Source organism: Streptococcus sp. AM43-2AT (assembly GCF_003603405.1).
Taxonomy (GTDB): Bacteria; Bacillota; Bacilli; order Lactobacillales; family Streptococcaceae; genus Streptococcus; species Streptococcus ilei.
On sequence record NZ_QTND01000001.1, the window covers coordinates 605,554 to 626,221 of the forward strand.

At 44.2% G+C, this 20,668-nt stretch carries 14 protein-coding genes and 1 pseudogene; 2 read left to right on the forward strand and 13 right to left on the reverse strand.

Going from position 1 to position 20,668, the window contains the following annotated elements; all coding sequences use genetic code 11:
- Positions 1-21: 21 nt before the first annotated feature.
- The 4 genes and pseudogenes from hemH to DW930_RS03040 all read right to left on the reverse strand — a co-directional run bounded on the left by hemH (position 22) and on the right by DW930_RS03040 (position 5,459).
- On the reverse strand, positions 22-1,116 hold the full coding sequence (gene hemH / locus DW930_RS03025) for a ferrochelatase (RefSeq protein ID WP_123159286.1): 1,095 nt from the start codon (positions 1,114-1,116) through the stop codon (positions 22-24).
- Between the two features lie 109 nt (positions 1,117-1,225).
- A pseudogene (locus DW930_RS03030) lies at positions 1,226-1,852 on the reverse strand (cation diffusion facilitator family transporter); the annotation flags it as partial.
- A gap of 55 nt (positions 1,853-1,907) precedes the next feature.
- Positions 1,908-4,433, reverse strand: a complete 2,526-nt coding sequence (locus tag DW930_RS03035) for an ABC transporter ATP-binding protein/permease (RefSeq protein ID WP_123159287.1) — start codon at positions 4,431-4,433, stop codon at positions 1,908-1,910.
- 111 nt (positions 4,434-4,544) lie between these two features.
- A complete protein-coding gene (locus DW930_RS03040; protein WP_120702041.1) occupies positions 4,545-5,459 on the reverse strand; it encodes a cation diffusion facilitator family transporter in 915 nt (304 codons plus the stop codon).
- A gap of 138 nt (positions 5,460-5,597) precedes the next feature.
- Between DW930_RS03040 and DW930_RS03045 the strand changes: the two genes are divergently transcribed.
- Complete coding sequence (locus DW930_RS03045; protein ID WP_120702042.1) at positions 5,598-6,137, forward strand: TetR/AcrR family transcriptional regulator; 540 nt, start codon at positions 5,598-5,600, stop codon at positions 6,135-6,137.
- A 35-nt stretch (positions 6,138-6,172) separates the two neighbouring features.
- Positions 6,173-6,505, forward strand: coding sequence for a glucuronide permease (locus DW930_RS03050; protein ID WP_120702043.1), 333 nt, complete (start codon positions 6,173-6,175; stop codon positions 6,503-6,505).
- Positions 6,506-6,568: 63 nt separating this feature from the next.
- Here DW930_RS03050 and DW930_RS03055 read toward each other — a convergent pair whose 3' ends face one another.
- From DW930_RS03055 to DW930_RS03100, 9 genes are all read right to left on the reverse strand, one after another.
- Positions 6,569-8,089: an ABC transporter permease/substrate-binding protein gene (locus DW930_RS03055; protein ID WP_123159288.1), complete on the reverse strand. Its 1,521-nt coding sequence runs from the start codon at positions 8,087-8,089 to the stop codon at positions 6,569-6,571.
- Positions 8,082-8,810, reverse strand: coding sequence for an ABC transporter ATP-binding protein (locus tag DW930_RS03060; protein ID WP_123159289.1), 729 nt, complete (start codon positions 8,808-8,810; stop codon positions 8,082-8,084). Before DW930_RS03060 ends, DW930_RS03055 begins: the two co-directional genes overlap by 8 nt.
- A gap of 324 nt (positions 8,811-9,134) precedes the next feature.
- Positions 9,135-10,742 (reverse strand): alpha-glucosidase, encoded by a 1,608-nt coding sequence (locus DW930_RS03070; RefSeq protein ID WP_123159290.1) that lies wholly within the window; start codon positions 10,740-10,742, stop codon positions 9,135-9,137.
- A 68-nt stretch (positions 10,743-10,810) separates the two neighbouring features.
- Positions 10,811-13,042, reverse strand: a complete 2,232-nt coding sequence (locus DW930_RS03075; protein WP_123159291.1) for a TIM-barrel domain-containing protein — start codon at positions 13,040-13,042, stop codon at positions 10,811-10,813.
- Positions 13,043-13,568: 526 nt separating this feature from the next.
- The gene (locus tag DW930_RS03080; protein ID WP_120702047.1) at positions 13,569-14,153 is read right to left on the reverse strand and encodes a DUF1307 domain-containing protein; all 585 of its coding nucleotides are present in this window, start codon (positions 14,151-14,153) and stop codon (positions 13,569-13,571) included.
- Positions 14,154-14,282: 129 nt separating this feature from the next.
- On the reverse strand, positions 14,283-15,281 hold the full coding sequence (gene galE, locus DW930_RS03085) for a UDP-glucose 4-epimerase GalE (protein ID WP_023022895.1): 999 nt from the start codon (positions 15,279-15,281) through the stop codon (positions 14,283-14,285).
- A gap of 64 nt (positions 15,282-15,345) precedes the next feature.
- Complete coding sequence (gene galT, locus DW930_RS03090; protein WP_123159292.1) at positions 15,346-16,818, reverse strand: UDP-glucose--hexose-1-phosphate uridylyltransferase; 1,473 nt, start codon at positions 16,816-16,818, stop codon at positions 15,346-15,348.
- Positions 16,819-16,830: 12 nt separating this feature from the next.
- The gene (locus tag DW930_RS03095) at positions 16,831-18,009 is read right to left on the reverse strand and encodes a galactokinase (RefSeq protein ID WP_207801597.1); all 1,179 of its coding nucleotides are present in this window, start codon (positions 18,007-18,009) and stop codon (positions 16,831-16,833) included.
- A gap of 241 nt (positions 18,010-18,250) precedes the next feature.
- Positions 18,251-20,662 carry a glycoside hydrolase family 3 N-terminal domain-containing protein gene (locus tag DW930_RS03100; RefSeq protein WP_123159293.1) on the reverse strand — a complete coding sequence of 804 codons (2,412 nt, stop codon included), beginning with the start codon at positions 20,660-20,662 and terminating at the stop codon, positions 18,251-18,253.
- Positions 20,663-20,668: the final 6 nt, after the last annotated feature.

Below are 20,668 nucleotides of genomic sequence, written 5' to 3' on the forward strand. Positions count from 1 at the left end.
CCTGTTTTAAAGCTCCATCATTTAATCATATTTTTTCCCATACTTCTTTTCTAGCATTTTCTTAACTAGATATGGCATCTTGACATTCTCTCGACCTTTTTTAGCAATCAATTTTTTGACGAAATCAGGCATCTGAATATCTTCTGACTCTTCTAAAATCTTTCCTGTGTTTGAAGGAGCTTCCAACTCATCAAAAGTCTCTAGTTGAGGTTGAAAGTAACAATAGTCACCGTCTATATGAGACTGAATGGTTGAAAGAAGGGCTTTAATCAATCGAGTATCACTATTTGGCATAGGAGGACGGTGATAGGTCACACCAAGCTCATGACAAAGCTCCTTACACTCCACATCATTATCAAAAAGAACCTCAATATGCTCACTAATAAAAGCTATCGGGACAAAAATATAGTGGTCAGGGTGTTCCTTCTCATCACGAAGGTATTCTAAGACATCAGGCTTAATCCAAGGAATACCAATATCACTTTCACTCTGCCATGTATTGGTATACCGGTCTTCTTCAAGGCCTAAAATTTCCACAATCAAGCGAGTATTGTCATAAATCTGATCGATATAAGGATCGCCAAAATCAAGTGCCAAAACTGGGACACTATGAGCTGAAAAAATCACCTTATAGCTGTCATCTCTAATTTGATCTAAAATATTTCGAATCTCATCAGCCCAATAGTGGAGAAGTGAAGGTTCTTGGTACCACTCCTTGATAATTTGGAACCTAATCTGCTCACTTTCTAAAAATTTCTCATATCCCATGACAGAATAGTAAGAATAATGGGGCTCTAAAATCAAGCATAAACATTCTTCAATTCCGTCATTCTCCATCTCTTTGATTACATCAGTGATAAAAGGGCGGGAAAATTTATTAGCAAAGTATACTGATGCGTGTTCTCCAAGAGCAGAAGCAACCAAATCCACTTCTTTTCTAGTTATCCTTTGGAGTGGAGTTCCGCCAATTCGTACGTAATTGTCATATAAAGTCTGAATTTCATGTGGTTCAGGACGAACACCACGCCGGATATTCGTGAAAAACTCCGCTACTCCTTCATAGGTAATCTCTTCAGGCGACCCAAAAGTCATCATCAACACAGCTCTTTTACTCATAATTACTCCTTGTTCCACGTTTGTTCTATTTTAGCACGAAAAGGCATACTTTAGAGAGTTTAGTGTAAAAAAACTCCTAGAGAAGCCTCTAAGAGTTTAAAAACAAACCTTAATGATGGTGTTCCTGCTCACTTTCTGCTTCCAGCTCTTCGATATTGCGCTTGTGGGCGCGGTGAGTTGCTAGGTCTTCATCCACCTCAATGGTGACGTTTTGAAAGCCACGATCTTTGAGCAAGCCACGTATGGCTTCTTTACAACTCTCCATCTGTTCAATCTCTTTTAGACAAACATGGACAATAGCGTTTTTTTCCAAACTATCCATGGTCCAGAGATTAAGCTGATTCACACTGGCCACATGCTCCAATTGCTCCAAATCACTCGTTACTTGCTCAATATCTACCCCTTCTGGCACAGCATTCAAGAAAATCTTGAGTGTAGACCAAAAACGCGGAATAGCTTTGGACAGAATAATGAAGGAGATAGCAAGAGACAAGAGAGGATCTAAGATATACCAATCCGTAAATCGGAGGACAATGGCCATCAGGATGACGGCGACCCAACCAAGGGTATCTTCCAGAAAATGCAGACTAAGAATAGACTCGTTCTTTGTTTTTCCATTACAAACCACTAAACTCGCTAGCACATTGATCGTAACCGCAATAATTCCTAGCCAGAGGATTCCCTCATCATTGACAGGTTGGGGATGAAAGAGTTTTGTTATATTCTCCAAAATGACAAATGAAAAAGTGGATAAAGAAACATTTTTCTATCCACTTTTTGGATTACGGCTTCTATTCGCTACGCAAAGATTCCACTGGGTCTTTCTTCGCGGCGATGCGCGAAGGGATGAGACCTGCCAACATCGTTAATACAATCGAAATACCGATGAGGATAAGTGCTGCTTCCCATGGTAATTGTGCCACGTTTTCCACGTTGGTCATTTTAGAAACAACTGCATTGATTGGAATCGTCGCAAGGAGTGTAATGGCGATACCGAGCACCCCGGAGATAAATCCTTCGATGGCTGTTTCGGCTGTGAAGATGCGACGGATGTCTTTCTTCGAAGCCCCCATTGCACGTAGAATTCCGATTTCTTTGGTACGCTCGAGAACCGAGATGTAGGTAATAATTGCAATCATAATTGATGATACGATGAGCGAGATGGCTACGAAACCAACAAGTACGGTTGTAATCACGCCCACCATTGTCGTAATCGAAGACATGATGGTTTGAATATCATCGGAGTAGGAGAGCACTTTATCGTCTTCACCGGCGTCTTTTTTGGCCGTGTTATAGGCGTTAATGAAGTCCTTCAACTCTTGTTTTTGTTGGAAGGAAGAGGTGTAGAACTCGATGGCAGCCGGTTTGGATTTGTCGATGACACCCAATTTCGCGAGATTTTCCTCGTAAGTGGCAGCCGAGTTTTCGTTGTATTGTTGGATGTATTGTGCTTGTTGTTCAGGCGTCAATTTGACCAACTGGATTTTTTCTTCTTCGGTTAAATCAGCCGAATTGAATGGTTTTGGATCTTTGGCAAATTCTTTTCCAGTAAATACATTGATAGTTGGGTTAGCTTCTTGCTCCTTCACGATGTCACTGTTTTGAATTTGTTCAGAAGTGTCATCGATAAGGGCGCTTGTATAAGCTACCCCACCAGAAGGAGAGTTCACCCCAGAACTGGTGCCTTCTTTCTGACGAAGAACGCCGACAATTTTAAGCTCGAGGCCATTCTCGATTTGCGTCTTCATATAGGCTTCGTCGTTAATTTTATTTATCCATTGGTTGTTTTCTTTAACGAAGCGGTTCGTGTTGACAACAGCTTTGAAAGTTTTTCCAATGAAATCCCTATACTGATAGGTTTGTGATTTGAGTTCATCCAGTTTCTTCGCATCGTTTAATTCGCTAGGGTCTTTGATGCGTAAGCTATAAAGGAGAAGGTCACTGATTTGGTTCTCTTCATCCACGATCAGGACGATTTCAGATTTATCCTTCGGAAGGCGACCTTCTAGCACATCATATTGCGCATTTAGCATCTCCTGGTCGCTTGACAGTTGGCTCCAGTAGTCGATGTTTTGCAAATAGCCTTTAATTGTTTGGTTGGCCGTATCGACTTCGTCCGCGAGGTTAGACGGAAGAATGCTCTTTGGACCGTTGGAGGTGTCACTGGCGTAAATATAGGGTTGTAAATTGTATTGGTAACGAATGTCTTTTGTAAGGTGTTCGACTTCTGAAGCGTGTTTATCCAAGTAGTTTTTGAAGGAAGCGAGGTCATTTTTCCCAATTTGTTTTTTCAATAGATTCGTTAAAAGCGTATTGACACCGAGTTCGTTTTTATCCCTATAAGGCTTTTCACTCAAGTCTGGAGAGGTTGCCATCAGATTACTCTGGTTCTGCTCGCTAATCGTCAATGGCAAAGAGACGAGAGTGTCTTCTTGCACCTTTTTCACATAGTCGCTCACACCATTTGAGAGGGCCAAGATCAGGGCAATCCCGATAATCCCGATGGAACCAGCAAAGGCAGTCAGAAATGTCCGACCTTTTTTCGTCAATAGGTTATTAAACGAAAGGGCCAAAGCCGTCAGAAAGCTCATCTTTGTCTTTGTGAAATGAATGTCGCCTTGTTTGGGTTCTTCGGTTGGTTCGTATGGATTCGAGTCGCTTAAGATATTTCCATCTAATACTTGTACGATACGTGTAGAGTAGGTTTTCGCCAGTTCTGGGTTATGCGTCACCATGATCACTAGACGTTCCTTGGCGATGTCTTTTAATAACTCCATGATTTGAACAGAAGTCTCAGAATCGAGCGCTCCTGTTGGCTCATCGGCTAAAACGACTTTAGGATTATTGACAAGGGCACGCGCAATCGCAATCCGTTGCATTTGTCCGCCAGACATTTGGCTTGGTTTCTTATATAAATGATCTTTTAGGCCAACGCGTTCAAGTGCTTCGATGGCACGCTTCTTACGTTCCGATTTAGAAACGCCAGAGAGCGTCATCGCAATCTCGACGTTTGAGAGTGCCGTTTGGTGACCAATCAGATTATAGGATTGGAAGACGAATCCGATGGTGTGGTTTCTGTAGCTATCCCAATCGCGGTCTTTAAATTGCTTGGTTGATTTTCCTTGGATGAGTAAATCACCCGATGTGTATTGGTCGAGTCCACCGATGATATTTAAGAGGGTGGTTTTCCCTGAACCCGATTGTCCGAGAATCGAGACGAACTCATTTTCACGGAAACGAATCGAGATATCCTTCAAAGCGTGAAACTCTTGATTCCCCGTATAATACACTTTTGAAATACGTTGTAGTTGTAACATATACTCGATCCTTTCATAAATATGAGTAGTCTATCACAATTTGAATCAGGAGTCAATATATTAAATCGATGATTTCTAAAATATCCTCAACAAAGGAATGATCGATTTCCATTAATGATGGTGATGGTGGTGGTGATCATGTCCATGACTTTGACTGGCTTCCAGCTCTTCGATATTTCGCTTGTGGGCGCGGTGAGTTGCTAGGTCTTCATCCACTTCGATGGTGACATTTTGAAATCCCCTCTCTTTGAGCAAGGCACGGATCTCTTCTTTACAGACCACCATCTGCTCCATACGTTTGAGACAAACATGAACAATAGCATTTTTCTCTAGTCCATCCATGGTCCAAAGATTAAGCTGATTGATACTAGCGACATGGTCCAACTGCTCTAAATCATTCTTAACTTGCTTGATATCTACCCCTTCTGGCACAGCATCCAAGAAAATCTTAACGGTGCTCCAAAAACGTGGAATGGCTTTGGACAGAATAAAGAAGGAAATAGCAAGAGACAAGAGGGGATCTAGGATATACCAGTCAGTAAATCGGAGGACAATGGCCATCAGGATGACGGCCAACCAACCCAAGGTATCTTCCAAAAAATGCAGGCTGAGAATGGATTCATTCTTGGTTTGTCCCTTGCGAATGACCAGACTCGCCAGCACATTGACACTGATAGCAATAATTCCCAACCAAAGAAGCCCTTCGTCATTGACGGGCTGAGGGTGGAAAAGCTTGCTTACATTTTCTAAAATCACCATACCAGCCCCGGTCATCAGAATGACTGCCGTTACTAAAGCCCCTAATAAGCTAAAACGCTTGTAGCCTAGGGTATAGCGACTATCTTCTTGACGATTGGAGATCGTTTCTAGAAAGGCCGAGAGGCCAATGGCTAGAGCATCCCCCAAGTCATGGACAGAATCAGCGAGAACAGCACTGGAGCCAAAGAGTCCACCAAAGATAAATTCGATAATGGCAAAGCTAAAATTTAAGAGAAAGGCTAGCCAAATGGCACATTTAGAACTCAATTTTTTACCTCCTCTGGTATATGGTATAATTGGAATAGAATCATTCCCTTACTATTATTATCTCCTACAATGGAAAGAAAGGATAGGAGCATTCTGTTCAGTTTGTAAGATACTGAACACTTTGTTCAAAGTGTCTATATGACAAAGATTGACCGTCGCATCACCAAAACAAAAAAATCCATCTATACAGCCTTCTTACAGCTATTAAATGAGAAAGGCTACGAAGCAACCACTGTCCAAGATATCATCGACCTAGCGGATGTTGGTCGCTCTACTTTTTACAGCCACTACCCGAGCAAGGAACTCTTGCTAGACGAACTCTGCCATTATCTCTTTCATCATTTGTTTGAACGTGAAGCTCATGTCTCGGCAGAAGATTACTTGGCTCATATTTTTCTCCATTTCAGGAAAAACAAAGATCATGTAACCAGCCTTCTCCTATCAAAAAATGACTACTTCCTCCGTCAGCTCCATAAGGAATTAGAAACCCATGTCTTGCCGATGGTGGCGGATGATTTAAAAACATCCCATCCTAGGATCCCCACTTCTTACCTCAAACACTTTGTCATCACCAACTTCATTGAAACCTTGACCTGGTGGTTGAAAAAAGGGAAATCTTATAACGAGCAAGAAGTTGTTAGCTTTTATTTAGACGTCATGGAAATGACAACTAAATAAAAATATATTATTATTCTAGTTAGAAAGGGAATCTTATGCTCCTCCCCATTCTTCTCGGCTTTTTTACAGCCTTCTTAGCCCTTGCTTTTGCTCTTCTTCACTTATTGGCTTCTCTTACTGAAGTTAAAAAAGGGAATCACACTCTAGGAAATACATTTCTCCTCATCGGAAGTGGCCTTGCGACCTTCTCTCTCATCCTCTACTTCCTTTTGCCAATTGTTGCTTTATTCATTTGGCTGATCGGAGTTAGCTTGATTTGCTATGGAGCCTATTGGAATGGCAAGCACAAAGAAAACTTCCATCTAGCCCATCATGTCATTCGGATTGGAATCGCTCTGGTACTTACTATCTTGTTAGCCTTAGTATGAAAAAAAGGATCTTTTGATCCTTTTTTTCATACTCATAAATTAAGCTAATACTCCTTTAAAAATCTATTTCTTGGTCATCTCTTCCTGAATCAAAAAATCACGCGCTACTTGATTAGCTGACTTACCTTCCACACCCACTTGGTAGTTGAGCTGGCTCATTTGATCTGCTGTGATTTTTCCAGCCAGTTTATTAAGAACAGACTCCAATTCTGGATGTTTTTCGAGTAATTCAGCTTTCATCAGTGGGGCCCCTTGATAAGGAGGGAAGAGTTGCTTGTCATCTTCGAGGACCACGAGGTCATAGCGAGCAAGCTCGGCATCCGTTGAGTAGGCATCTGTTATCTGGATATCACCGGACTGGATAGCCTGGTAGCGAAGGGCTGGCTCCATGGTGGAGACTTGTAGATTAAGACCATAGACCTTTTTCAAGCCCTTGTTCCCATCCTCTCGATCATTAAACTCTAGCGTAAATCCTGCCTTGAGTTCTCCTTCCACCTTTTTCAAATCGGAAATGGTCTTGAGGCCATACTCTTGGGCAATTTTCTTAGGCACTGCGACAGCATAGGTATTCTGATAAGCCATGGGTTTGAGGAAGGCCAGGTCGTCTTGTTTCTTGATCCCATCTCGGGCCGCTTGATAGACTGTTTCTGGATCATGACTGACTTGCGGCGCCGGCTTGAGGAGACTTTCGGTCACGGTCCCTGTAAACTCTGGATAGATAGCGATATCCCCTTTTTTCAGAGCTTCATAGAGGAAGGTGGTCTTTCCAAAATTTGGTTTGACGGTCACTGTCATATCCGTGTTTTCTTCGATCAAAATCTTGTACATATTGGCTAGAATTTCAGGTTCTGGACCTAACTTACCAGCGATGACCAGGTTTTCTTTTTTCGGTTTGGGAAGAAGACTTGGTGTATAAGAAGCTCCTAATCCAATAACCATCACAGCAAAGGCCGCAAAGATGGTCCGCAATTTGGCATTTTCCATCCATTTGAGAAGCAGGTTAAAGGCGATGGCTAAGAAGGCAGAAGACAAGGCCCCAATCAAAATCAGACTGGCATTATTGCGGTCAATCCCCAGAAGGATAAAGGAACCAAGTCCCCCTGCTCCAATCAAGGCAGCAAGGGTAGCCGTCCCGATAATCATCACAGCTGCTGTCCGAATGCCAGACATGATGACAGGCATGGCCAAGGGAATCTCAAACTTCTTGAGTCGTTCCCACTTGGTCATTCCAAAGGCGACCCCTGCTTCTTCGAGGCTAGGGTCAATTCCTTGCAAACCGGTGATGGTATTTTGAAGGATGGGGAAAATGGCGTAGATGACCAGAGCTGTCAAGGCCGGAAGCGTCCCAATCCCCATGATGGGAATGAAGAGTCCCAAAAGGGCCATGGAAGGTATGGTCTGGAAGATCCCAGCTAACTGTAGGACCCAGTTGCTCGCTCTCTTGCGACTACTTAAATAAATAGCTAGTGGAACAGCCAGAAAGATAGCAAGGAGCAAGGTCAGTAATGACAGTTGCAAGTGTTGCCCCAGTGCAGTAACCCAGTCTCCAAAGCGTTCTTGAAAGGTTGCAAGTAGTTTAGACATGGTGAGTACCTCCAAATAAATCCGCAACAAAGTCGTTGACTGGCTGGGCTAGAATAGTCTCCGCATTCGCTACCTGTACAATCTCTCCTTCTTGTAGAACCGCAATCCGATCGCCTAATTTCAAGGCCTCGTCCGTATCATGAGTTACGAAAATAGTCGTCATACCAAATTCTTTGTGCAAGTCTTTAGTGAGAGACTGTAGCTGCTTGCGAGAAATAGCATCTAAAGCTGAGAAGGGCTCGTCCATCAATAGAATCTTTGGTTCTGCAATAATGGCCCGCACAATGCCGATTCGCTGTTGCTCCCCACCTGATAACTCGCTCGGTAAACGATGAGCATAATCTACAGCAGGGAGACCCACCTTGTCCAGGAGCTCTTCTGTTTTAGAGGCAATTTGTTCCTTGCTCCACCCCTTCATCTCAGGAATGAGAGCAATATTCTCAGCGACAGTTAAATTTGGAAAGAGGGCAATGGCCTGCAAAACATAACCAGTAGAAAGACGCAACTCTCGTTCATCATAGTCCTTGATGCGTTTTTCATCCATATAGATATTGCCATCTGTCGGCTCCAAAAGACGATTTATCATTTTGAGCATGGTGGTTTTCCCAGATCCTGAAGGTCCCACCAAGACCATAAATTCTCCTTGCTCAATACGGAGATTGACATCTTTTAAAATGTCAGTATCCGTGTAGCGCAGGACTACATTTTTGTATTCAATCATGTTCTTCCTCACCATCTTCTTAAAAGCTAAGATTCTTATCCCACTTTTTATAAGAGTGTAATCATTATCATAACATTGTAATACTAGATATTACATCTGTCAACGATTTTGATTTGAAATTATATATAAGAAAAAGAGGCTGGGACAAAAGTCCCAGCCTCTCAATTGTCTTTGGATTGTCGAGCAAGACGCAGTTGTTGAGTGGGCTCTACTACGCTGATTTCATCAGCTTTTACAGCCCTACTCAACTGTGCGGAGGTGGGACGACGAAATCGAATTCTAACGAATGACCGATTTCTGTCCCACTCTCTTTTCTTACCTTCATTAGGCCAACTTGACACAGAAGGCATCCCAAGGGGCTAATTTTCCGGATTCAAGTACTTGCTCTACCTTGGTATTGGAAATGATGACCTTCTCAACTCCATTAACCAGCGGTAACTCTTGCTCTTGGCTTGAAAGATTGACCACAACCAAATAGGCTTGCTCTCCTTCTACCCGCTTATAGGCAAAGACCTTGTCTGCTGCGTCCACCAATTCATAATGAGCCGTTACAAGCCAAGGCTGCTCTTTTCGTAAGGCAATGAGAGCTTGGTAGGTATAGAATATAGAGTCTGGATCTGCCAGGGCAGCCTCTACATTGATCTCTTTATAGTTTGGGTTGACTGCAAGCCATGGACGGCCTGTCGTAAAGCCAGCTTCTGCTTCATCATTCCACTGCATCGGTGTCCGCGCATTGTCCCGACCAATATGGCGGATCTGATCCATGATCACTTCAAGTGGCACTCCTTTTTCTAAGGCTTCATGGGCATAGTTGATTGACTCGATATCTTCTACGTCCTCAAGGGTCTCAAATGGATAATTGGTCATTCCAATTTCTTCGCCTTGATAGATATAAGGAGTTCCCTTCATCAAGTGAAGCAGAATAGCCAAAGCCTTGGCGGATTTGACCCGATAGTCGCCATCATCCCCCCAAGTGGACACAATCCGTGGGAGATCATGGTTGTTCCAAAAGAGCGAATTCCAGCCTTCTTCTGTCCCCAATTCTGTCTGCCACTTAGTGAAAATTTCCTTTAATTTAGGCACATCCAATTCCTTGGCGTAGTGCCATTTTGGTTGCCCTGGTTGGTATTGAAGACCGATGTGTTCAAATTGGAAGACCATGGACAATTCTTGATTTTTTGGATTGGAATATTGCTTGGCAATCTCAGGTGTCGCCCCCCACGTTTCCCCTACCGTAAGCAAATCCTTGTCTCCAAAGGTAGCGCGATTCATCTCTTTCAAGTAAGGATGGAGCATGGGACCATTGCTGATGATTTCCTGATCTGGGATCTTGCCGATCATATCGATGACATCCATACGGAAGCCACCAATGCCCTTGTCAATCCAGAAATTCATCATGTCATAAATCTGATGACGAAGCTCCTCGTTTTCCCAGTTGAGGTCTGGTTGCTTCTTGCTAAAGTTATGCAGATAATATTGACCAGAGGCCTCATCAAATTCCCAAGCAGAGCCACTAAAAGCAGATATAATGCCATTGGGTTCATCGCGCCAAATATAGAAATCCCGCTTTGGACTATCTGGATTTTCACGTGCTTCGATAAACCAAGCATGCTCATCAGAGGTATGGTTGACCACCAAGTCCATAATGATTTTGATCTTGCGCTTATGGCCTTCTGCGATCAATTCTTCCATATCTTCCATCGTCCCAAAGATGGAGGCAATATCCTCGTAATCCGAGATGTCATAGCCGTTATCATCCATGGGACTCTTGTAAACTGGTGAGAGCCAGATGGCTGTAATCCCTAATTTTTCCAAGTAGTCTAGCTTGCTCGTGATCCCCTTGAGATCCCCTATGCCATCGCCATTACTATCCTTGAAACTTTTTGGATATACTTGGTAAATTACGGCATTATGCCACCATTTTTGTTCCATTTTCTCTTCTCCTTTATGATTGTGAAATCACTTTCATTTTACAAAAATAGGGGTGAAATTGCAAGAATTTACAAGTCTTCATTCTCTTCACTGGAATAAATCACTTCAAAGAGACGTTGACGCAAACCTTCCTCTAAAGGCGTAATGATCTTCATCAACTGTTTCCAATCCTTGGCTGTTGAACAAGCCACAAACAATTCATTCTTCCTATCGTAGGGCAGGTTGGCAGATTTCAAGAGCTCAAACATCCGATCTTCTTTGGCAGTAGGACGCGATTGCAACACACCCATCGCAATCTCCTGACTGTGATTGTCCACTAAGATAGGGGCTGTCTCAAAGGTATGGAGGAAGAACCGGTGCTGTCTCTTTTCAGGAAGCAGCGTTAGATCACCTGTTAAATCCAGCCTAATCTTTCTTTCATCCCAATTGACAGTTAGGCGGGTTTCAACCCGGTTATCTCCTTCTCCTTCAACGAGTACGAAGGAACGATTGTCACCTGGGAAAAGATGCCAGTCCAGCATTTCCGGGAGCTCTACCCCTGTCTGCGGTTGTGCATCCATAGGGATGATGGCTCCTGCACGCGCAAAGACCGGAATATCCTGGCTAGCTCTAAAGACTGTGAGTTTGCCTTTTCCTTCGTACTTCCAATCATGGAAGAAATCATACCAAACTCCGTTTGGGAACCAAACACTCACAGAAGCACTATGAAAGACAGGATCCAGAGCCTCTGTAATTGGGGCCACCATGAGTTCACTGCCAAAGAAATATTGATTTTTAGCCTCATAAGCATCTTCTTGGTTTGGATAATGGTAATAAAGGGGTTGAACCAAAGGCAGTCCTTCTTCATGCGTCGCCACATTCATGGTGTAAAGATAAGGTAGTAAGCTGTGGCGCAGGCGCAAATACCGCTTCATCAAGCGACAGGTCTCAGGCGAGTAAAACCACGGTTCCTTGCTGTTAAAGGCATTACAAGAACTATGGAGACGATTGATCGGGCTGAAGACCCCAAACTGCAACCAGCGAAGAGCCAAGTCTTCATCATAGTAACCCCGCATATGGCCACCAATATCGTGACTCCACCACGTGTAGCCGATATTTGAAGCTGTGCTGGTAAAATAGGGTTGAAAGGCTAGGGATTCCCAAGTCACAATGGTATCCCCTGAAAAACCGATTGGATACCGGTGGCTTCCAGGCCCCCCATAACGTGATAAGATGAGACCAGCTTGACCTGTTCGACAATTGTCTAGATAATGATAATGATTTAACAACCAAAGTGGATCCATCTTGCCATGACTTCCCTGTTGCCAATCAATCCACCAAAAGTCCACTCCTTGATCTTCTAAGGGATGGTGGACATCTTCGAAATAGGCTTCACGAAAGGCTGGACTATAAAAGTCAAAGCTGGCTACTTCTTCCTTTTCAGTATTGAGTCCCAAGCGATTTGCGACCATGGGATAAGCATCCTCGAAGGCTCGAATTCCGTCTGCTGGATGAACATTCAAGGTCACCTTTAAACCACGCTTATGCAAACCATGTAAGAAGGCAGCTGGATCAGGAATCAAGTCCCGGTTCCAACTATAGCCCGTCCAACCACTTCCAAAGCGAGCAGGAATCTCCGTCTTGTGCCAGTCCATATCGATCACGCTGACAGCTAGAGGTACCCCTTCAGCCTTGAAACGATCCATCAAATCTGTGTATTCCTGACTGGTATAAGGCCAATACCGGCTCCACCAGTTTCCCAGAGCATATCGTGGCAAGAGGGGTGGCTGTCCCGTCAGATGGTAAAAATCTTTCAAGGCCCCTAGATAATCGCGCCCATAACCGAAGAAATACAAATCCACTTCTGGACATGACCGTGCTCTAAATCCGCTTTCGACATCATACAAATAAGAAGCAGAATCGTCCAAAAGAGCATAGCCTGCTTTGCTTAAAATCCCATCTTCCAACTCCATAGCTCCATCGACCTCATCGAGCGTCCGACTGGTCCCCTTTAAGGTCTCAGGCCGATCCCCATAGTGCCATCGGCTACCATAGACTGCATACTGGCCCTTGAGTTCGATAAAAAGCCGATCCGGTGCAAAAGGTCCCTTTTCAAAATGAAGGTGGAGATGCTCCGTATGCAGATCGAGGACCTCTTCGGTCTCTGTGATCTCACAAGAAACTGGTCCAAAATCTCTATCTTGCACAACTTGCGTCTGTCCATCCTCAAAAACACCATTCTCTGAATATTCCAAGCGCACCAAAGATTCCGTTAACACGGAGATTCGGTAGTGCTCTCCAACTATCACTGGTCCTGCCATTTGTTTTTTCTCCTCTTTTTATAAGGCATCTAACTTGCCCATCTTTTCATCTACTTCGTTCTACTGTGTAAGCGTTTACGATTTTACTATAGCATTCAAAAAAAGGCCTGTCAACACTTGACAAAGCCTTTCCTAAAATTTTATAAGATCAACTTCCCCAATTGATCAAGAGATTCTTGACGACCTTGAGGACGGACGTTAGGTGAAATTATCCAGTGGATGATTTCAGCAATCCAGGAAGTTCCATGACTAAATCAAGATACAAAGGGCGTCTGCGGATAAAGTCAAAATAGGGAGCTGGGCAGAAGCACTGTTGTATAGGATTGCTTCGTTGTCCTGCCCCCACATCTCCTCCTGCGATCCCTTTTGGTAATTGGGTTGAGCAAGTCTTTCCCCCCAGTCCCATTAAATTTCTCCGATATCCTCCTGCTCTAACAAACAAAGAGACCTTCATAACAAAACACCCCAAAAGTTAGTTTTTCTGTCTAACTTTTTGGGGTGCAGAACCGCTTAGAATATCAAAACATTATTTTTCGACCATACCACTGTTAATGAGACTTTCTTTCGTCACAGAATAACTAACTGTACTGTCATTTAGAGGATTAAAGCCTGGAACGATTTCTTTTAGCTTTTGCAAATCGATTTTCGTGTAATCAATTGTATTGTAGATATAGAAGATACCGTCTTTGTATTCTGATGTCAGTTCAAATCCGTTACCTATCAGATCTTTGAATTTTTCTTGGCTTATGGCAACGGCTTCTTTCATTTCTTCAAGAGGGTTATCTCCATCCATTTTTGAAATATTATAATCATCAACCTTTTCTTGTACTAATAAAGTATCTCCCTTGTAATACAAGGTTACGGTTGACTTACCTGCTTCATCACTGGTTTCGAGAACCGTTTTTTGGGCACCTACTCTTGAGTCCTCTTCTTTAACCTCATCAGTTGATGAATTTTTGGTCTTTGCTTTAGTTGATGACTCAGTTGTCGCTTTCGTCGTCGCTTTAGTGGACGTTTGAGCGGTAGATTTTGGTTTCTCTTTTGACGCACAACCAACTAAGAGAAGACCAGCTGACAATAAGATGGCTACTGTTTTTACAGTTTTATTCATTTTGAATCCCTCACTATTTTATGATGATTTAGGAAATGACTGACGTCTGAAACCAGTCATTTGGCAAGATCAACTGTAGATATAGATGTTATAAGAAAACCCTCAAAAATGATGGACGCAGTCCCCTCCTTACCGATCATTGTACCCATCTGGGTGGCTGGAATGCCATGCCCAGGCTGTTTGGATGATGGTTTCGATATTATCAAATTTTGGTTGCCATCCGAGGATCGCACGCGCCTTCTCAGAAGATGCGATCAGGGTATCTGGATCTCCTGGTCTGCGGTCTGCAATCTCAAGCGGGATCGGATGCCCCGTCACCTTGCGGGCTGCTTCAACGATTTGAAGATTAGAGAATCCGGTAGATGAGCCCAGATTAAAGGCAGTAGATGGATTGCCATTACGCAGATACTCCACCGCTAGCAGATGGGCATCTGCCAAGTCAAATGGATGAACATAGTCACGTACATTGGTGCCATCTGGTGTATTGTAGTCATCTCCAAAAATGGCGATCTTTTCGCGTTTGCCTTGGGCCACTTGTAAGACGATTGGCAGGAGATGGGTCTCTGGTCCATGGTCTTCGCCAATGGATCCATCTGGTTTGGCACCAGCCACATTAAAGTAACGAAGGGGGACATACTTGATACCATAGGCTTGATCGGCCCAGCGCATAATGGTTTCCATCATGAGCTTGCTTTCGCCATAGGGATTAATCGGTTTTTGCGGAGTGGTTTCAAGGATCGGAATTTCTTCTGGAATGCCGTAGGTGGCTGCGGTTGAAGAAAAGACGATGTAGTGAACCCCACATTCCTGCATGACTTCCAAGAGTTTGACCATGCCCGCCGTATTGTTGTCAAAATATTTCAATGGATCTGCCATGGATTCAGCGACTAGGGAATAGGCCGCAAAGTGGATGACGGCGTCAATATCTGCATGTTCCTTAAAAACAGTGCGCATGAAGTCTTGATCCGCCAGGTCTCCTTGGTAAAAGACGGCATCTGGATGCACCGCTGCGCGGTGGCCTGTGACCAGGCTATCCACCACCACGACTTTTTCCTGTCCTTCATTGACCAAGCGGTCTACCATGTGGGAACCGATATAGCCAGCTCCTCCGAGTACGAGTATTGCCATTTGTTTTCCTTTCGCTTCTTTATCTTCTCTCTTATTGTACCAAATTTCCGCATCTTCTCCATCCTTAAAGTGTCGCGACAAAGCGTCTAAAGGCTGCTTGCCCTTCTGCTGTCCGCTTGTAGACACCCGCATCTTCCAGCACCCGCGCAAAGATTTGGCCGACCGATTCACGGACAATGGCCTCAGCCTCTGCTTCTTCTGTAATGGATGGGTGAGTGGCTTTCAAGTCAGCTGCCCAGTCCAGGTGGTAATTGGCTACAGTGCTCTCTTGTTTAAGCAGATAGTCTTGGACCTGCTTAAGCTCTTTCTTAAGTCGAGGAGGCAAGATAGCCAAGCCCATGACTTCGATCAGACCGATATTTTCTTTTTTGATGTGTTGCACATCCGCATGTGGGTGGTAAATGCCATCTGGATGCTCTGGTGAGGTTTGGTTGTCACGGAGCACCAAGTCCAGTTCATAATGCCCATCACGGATTCGTGCAATGGGGGTAATGGTATGATGGGGTTGACCGTCGGATGTGGCTAAGACTTGAACGGCTGGATCCGAGTAACCTCTCCAGGTCTTTAGGATATGGTCCGCCAGGTCAATCAATTGCGCCTTATCATCTGATTGCAAACGAAGCACGGACATGGGCCAGTTGACAATCCCTACCGATACAGCCTCAAAGCCCTCAATACTTAAGCTATCCTCAACAGAAGCCAGCTCCATAGGGAAGGTATGTCGTCCCCCTTGGTAATGGTCATGAGTCAGGATGGATCCCCCTACAATGGGTAGATCTGCATTGGACCCTGCAAAATAGCCTGGAAAAGTCTCTACAATGGTCAAAAGTCGCTCAAAGGTTTTGCGGCTAATGGCCATAGGAACGTGTTGGCTATCGAGGAAAATGCAGTGTTCATTGAAGTAGGCATAAGGGGAATACTGGAAGCCCCAGTCATGACCGTCCATATCAAAACGAATGATCCGATGATTGGCACGGGCAGGATGATCTAGGCGACCTTGATAACCTTCATTTTCAAAACACAATTGGCAGGCTGGATAATGACTGGCTTTCGCAAGTTTAGCCGCTGCAATGTCTTTAGGATCTTTTTCAGGTTTTGACAGATTGATGGTGATTTCAAGAGAACCGTAGGGAGTTTCTGCCTCAAAGGCGATATTTTGCGCAATGGCCTCTACTTTGATGTAGTCGTTGCGCTTCGAAAGGGCATAGAAATCAGCAATCGCGTCCTCCTTGGACTGACGGTAGGTCTCCCAAAAATGATGGTTGACCTGACTAGGACTGGGGGTGATCCAATCCATCAACTCTGCACCCAAGCTGTCCTTGGCGGCCATGCTATCTTGAATCATATTATTCGCAACTGCAATCTCCACCAACTGATCTTTGAGCGCGATCAAGTCTTCTTTTTGGGCTGGTCCATCTAGCCCTTCTTCTCCAACGCGACTCATGATGCGATTTTTTAGATAAATCCGATCCATCTCTTCGTAGTCACTCGCCGCAATGACGGCTGTGACAAATGCATCTAATATCAGTTCTGTCATCCTATCTCCTTTTTAATCAAGCACCCGTGTCCCCGCAGCAACCTCTGCAATGTAGAAACTTGGCGCATAGCCAACGATTTCCTCATAGCGTTTGCCGACAGCTTCCTCAAAAGCTTCAACCTTGTCTTTGTTGACGAGGGCGATGGCGCAACCACCAAAGCCTGCTCCTGTCATACGAGCTCCTAAGACGCCGTCTTGTTTCCAGGCTGTATGCACCAAGGTATCCAATTCTAAACCAGTCACTTCGTAGTCATGCTCCAAAGATACGTGGGAAGCATTCATGAGACGGCCAAAGCCTTCCAAATCACCTGCTTCAAGCGCCTTGCGTGCTTGGAGGGTCCGTTGGTTCTCAAGTACAGCATGACGAGCCCGTTTGATGCGATTTTCATCCTTGATCAAGTAGCTGTAAGCATCAAAAGCCCAGAGATCCAATTCCCCTAAGGTTTGGATGTCTAGTTTTTCTTGGAGTTCAGAGACGGCGGTTTCACATTCTGCACGGCGTTCATTGTATTTGGAATCAGCTAATTCCCGGCGTTTGTTGGTATTCATGATGACCACGACATTGTCTTTAAGGTCGAGCGGTACCAAATCATATTCTAGGGTGTTGGTATCGAGATAAATAGCCCGTTGGTCAGCCCCCATACCGATGGCAAACTGATCCATGATACCAGAGTTGACCCCGATGAAGTGATTTTCGGTTTGTTTCCCGATCTTAACCAGATCTAAGCGGTCTAACTGAAGATCAAATAGTTTCTCAGCGATGACGCCAATTAAGAGCTCAAGGGAAGCTGAAGAGGAAAGGCCTGATCCATTTGGAATATTTCCGTAAACATAGACATCCATTCCGCTATCAATGACATGACCAGCTTCTTGTAAGAAATGAAGCACGCCTTTTGGATAGTTGGTCCAGTTGTGCTCTTTTTCAAAATGAAGATTCTCCAGTGGGACTTCAATAATCCCCTTGTCTTCAAAATTGCCTGAGAAGAAACGCAAGACCTTGTCTTCGCGCTTTCTTGCAGCCCCGTAAGTACCAAGCGTAATGGCTGCCGGGAAGACATGTCCTCCATTATAGTCCGTATGTTCACCGATCAGATTGATCCGTCCTGGTGAAAAGAAGGTATGATCAGCCTTCTCGCCAAAGACAGCCTGAAACTTTTCTTGTAGAGATTGAGACGTGATTGATGTAGTCATGAGAAACTCCTTTAGTTCTTTGTAAACGTTTTTATACCTGTATTATATACGAATAGAAGTAAAAATTCAAGTATTTTTAGTAAAAATTTATTTAATTTTTATTTTGACTTTAAAAAGCATACAATAGAGGTTTTTGTCCTGTTTCAATTCCTATTTATTTCTTCCTATTTCAAGTTAATTTTAGTAAATTTTTACTAAAAAATCTCAATTGGGAGATCACCCAATTGAGATACTAAATCCCTTAATTTTTCTTTCTCGGATAGACAAAAGATCCAAGGAAGGTTAAAAGGCTGACACCCATGAGGGATAGAAGGTTTTCTGTTTGACCCGTCTTTGGCAATACCGATGATGCAGGGCTTGCTGAAATGGTGGCAGGAGCCTGATCCGTGTCATGTGACACAGAAATCGGAGTGACTTGTGGACCATCAAGAGGGCTTGTTTTTTCTTGCTTGCTAACAAGGACCTGTGTTCCCGTCTTTCCAACCTCTACTGGTTTTGTCTGATGAGCTGGATCTAGAGCTGGTGGAGTTGGATCTTGGGCTTCTGGTGTCGGTAATGGAGCAGGTGCTGGATAAAAGAGACCATGACCAATGCGGTAGGCGTACTCTGTTTCCGACAGTTTTCCATCTACAATTTTTGGAATATCAACTGGTAAGGTACCTACGTGTTCCTTGCCATTGAAGATGACTTCCACTCCTGCAGGAATATTTGGACCAAAGGCATTGTCTGGTCTGAGGGATTCCGTTGGATCCATTCCCTTATTTCCATAGACTGCTAAAATGGCTTTAGCCGCTGGATAGTTGGCTACATCATAAGGTTTGGAGATCGAAAGGATAGCTGCCTTCTTCTGCTTGGTGTTGGCATAATGGATGATCTCTGTTGGGATCTTGGTCCGCCAGAAATCTTTATCCAGTTGCCCCTCATAACCGATCTCTGAAATCACCACGATATGGGTTGCTTTCTCTAGGTCTTCTTTTAGACTATCAAGGGTGGATGCTTTGGTGAAGTTCTTCGCCACAAAGGAGGTATCTTTTGGAAGCACCCCATCCGCTATTAAGCGACGCATGCCCAAATTTAGTCCAGGGACTTCATTTTCAAAAGCTCCTAAGAGTAAGACATGATCCCCTTTTTGGACCTTAAATGGCAAGGTATTGTCTTCATTTTTAACAACCGTCACCGCTGCTGCCGCAATCTTGCGTTCCAAATCACGATTCAGATTGGATCCGACTGTTTCTTCTGCTTTTTCAGGCGTCCGAGCACTTGGATCAAAATTTAGGACCCCACGTTTTTCTTTGAGGGTGAGGATCCGACGAACGGACTCATTTAAACGTTCTTCTGAGATGTCACCCGTTTGCACTGCACGAACTACTTCATCAACAATGGTATCAATTTTGGTCAAATCAGTTTTACTGCGAAGGGTTGTTGGCATCAAGACCAGGTCAACTCCTGCTTTGATCGCCATTTTCACAGCTTCAACCTCACCGAAGTTCTTAGAGATAGCGTCCATTCCCATAGCATCGGAGACAATCACACCCTTATAGCCGTATTTCTTCCGTACCAAGCCTGTTAAAATATCATCTGAAAGTGTCGCTGGAACATAGATTTTCTCACCGGTTTCCTTTGACACAACCTGATCCTTTTCAATTTGTGGGTATTGGATATGAGCCGTCATCAAGAGGTCTACACCTGCATCCATGGCTTTCTTAAATGGAAGGAGTTCTAATTTTTCAAGTTCGGCAAGAGATTTATCCACCAAGGGGAGTCCTGTATGCGAATCAACCGCTGTATCTCCATGACCTGGGAAATGCTTAGCAGCTACGGCCACATTGTAGTCCTGAATTCCCTTCATCATTGGAATTCCTAAGTAAGCAACACGGTTTGGATCAGAGGAGAAGGAACGAAGCCCAATGACAGGGTTTTGTGGATTATTATTCGTATCCAATACAGGTGCGAAATCAACATTCAAACCTAAGGCAGAAAGTTCTCGACCGATAATCTGACCAGCTTCTGTCGCTAACTTGGGATCATTGGTAGCTCCAATGGCCATATTTCCAGGGAGAGCTGTACCGCTACCCAATCGATAGACGATACCCCCTTCTTGGTCGATCGCTAACAATAGCGGAATCTTCCCATTATTGGCCTTGTTTTCAATGGCCGCCTTTTGCATATCTTGTGTCAGTGCAAGTGTTTGTTTGGTTTCTTTCACATTCTCAGCAAATAAAATGACGCCACCAAAGTCATACTTATCAATCGCCTCTGCCACTTCAGCATTGACCTTCGTGAGATCTTGTGGCGACTCCTGGCCTGCCTCCTGCCACTTACGGAAGTCTGGCATAATCATTTGAGTAACCTTTTGCTTGAGAGGCATGTCTTCCAACAGTTTTTCCACTTCAGGCGATGCTGTCTCCCTTGTTGTTTCTGTTGGCGAGGCAGCAGGGACTGCTTCACGGTCAGTCGCAGCCGGTGTCTCAGTTTCCCCTCCCTGATTTTCAGTGGAGGTTTCTGGAGTTGGAGAAGCCACAACCTCTTCTACTGTTGCTGCCGGTTCATTGACCTGATCCGGTGTTTGAGCTGTGTCTGCCTTTGCTGTTTGGACCGATAATAGAGCAAAAGCCGTTAATAGGGCCGCAGATGGATACATGATTTTTTTCATAAAGCG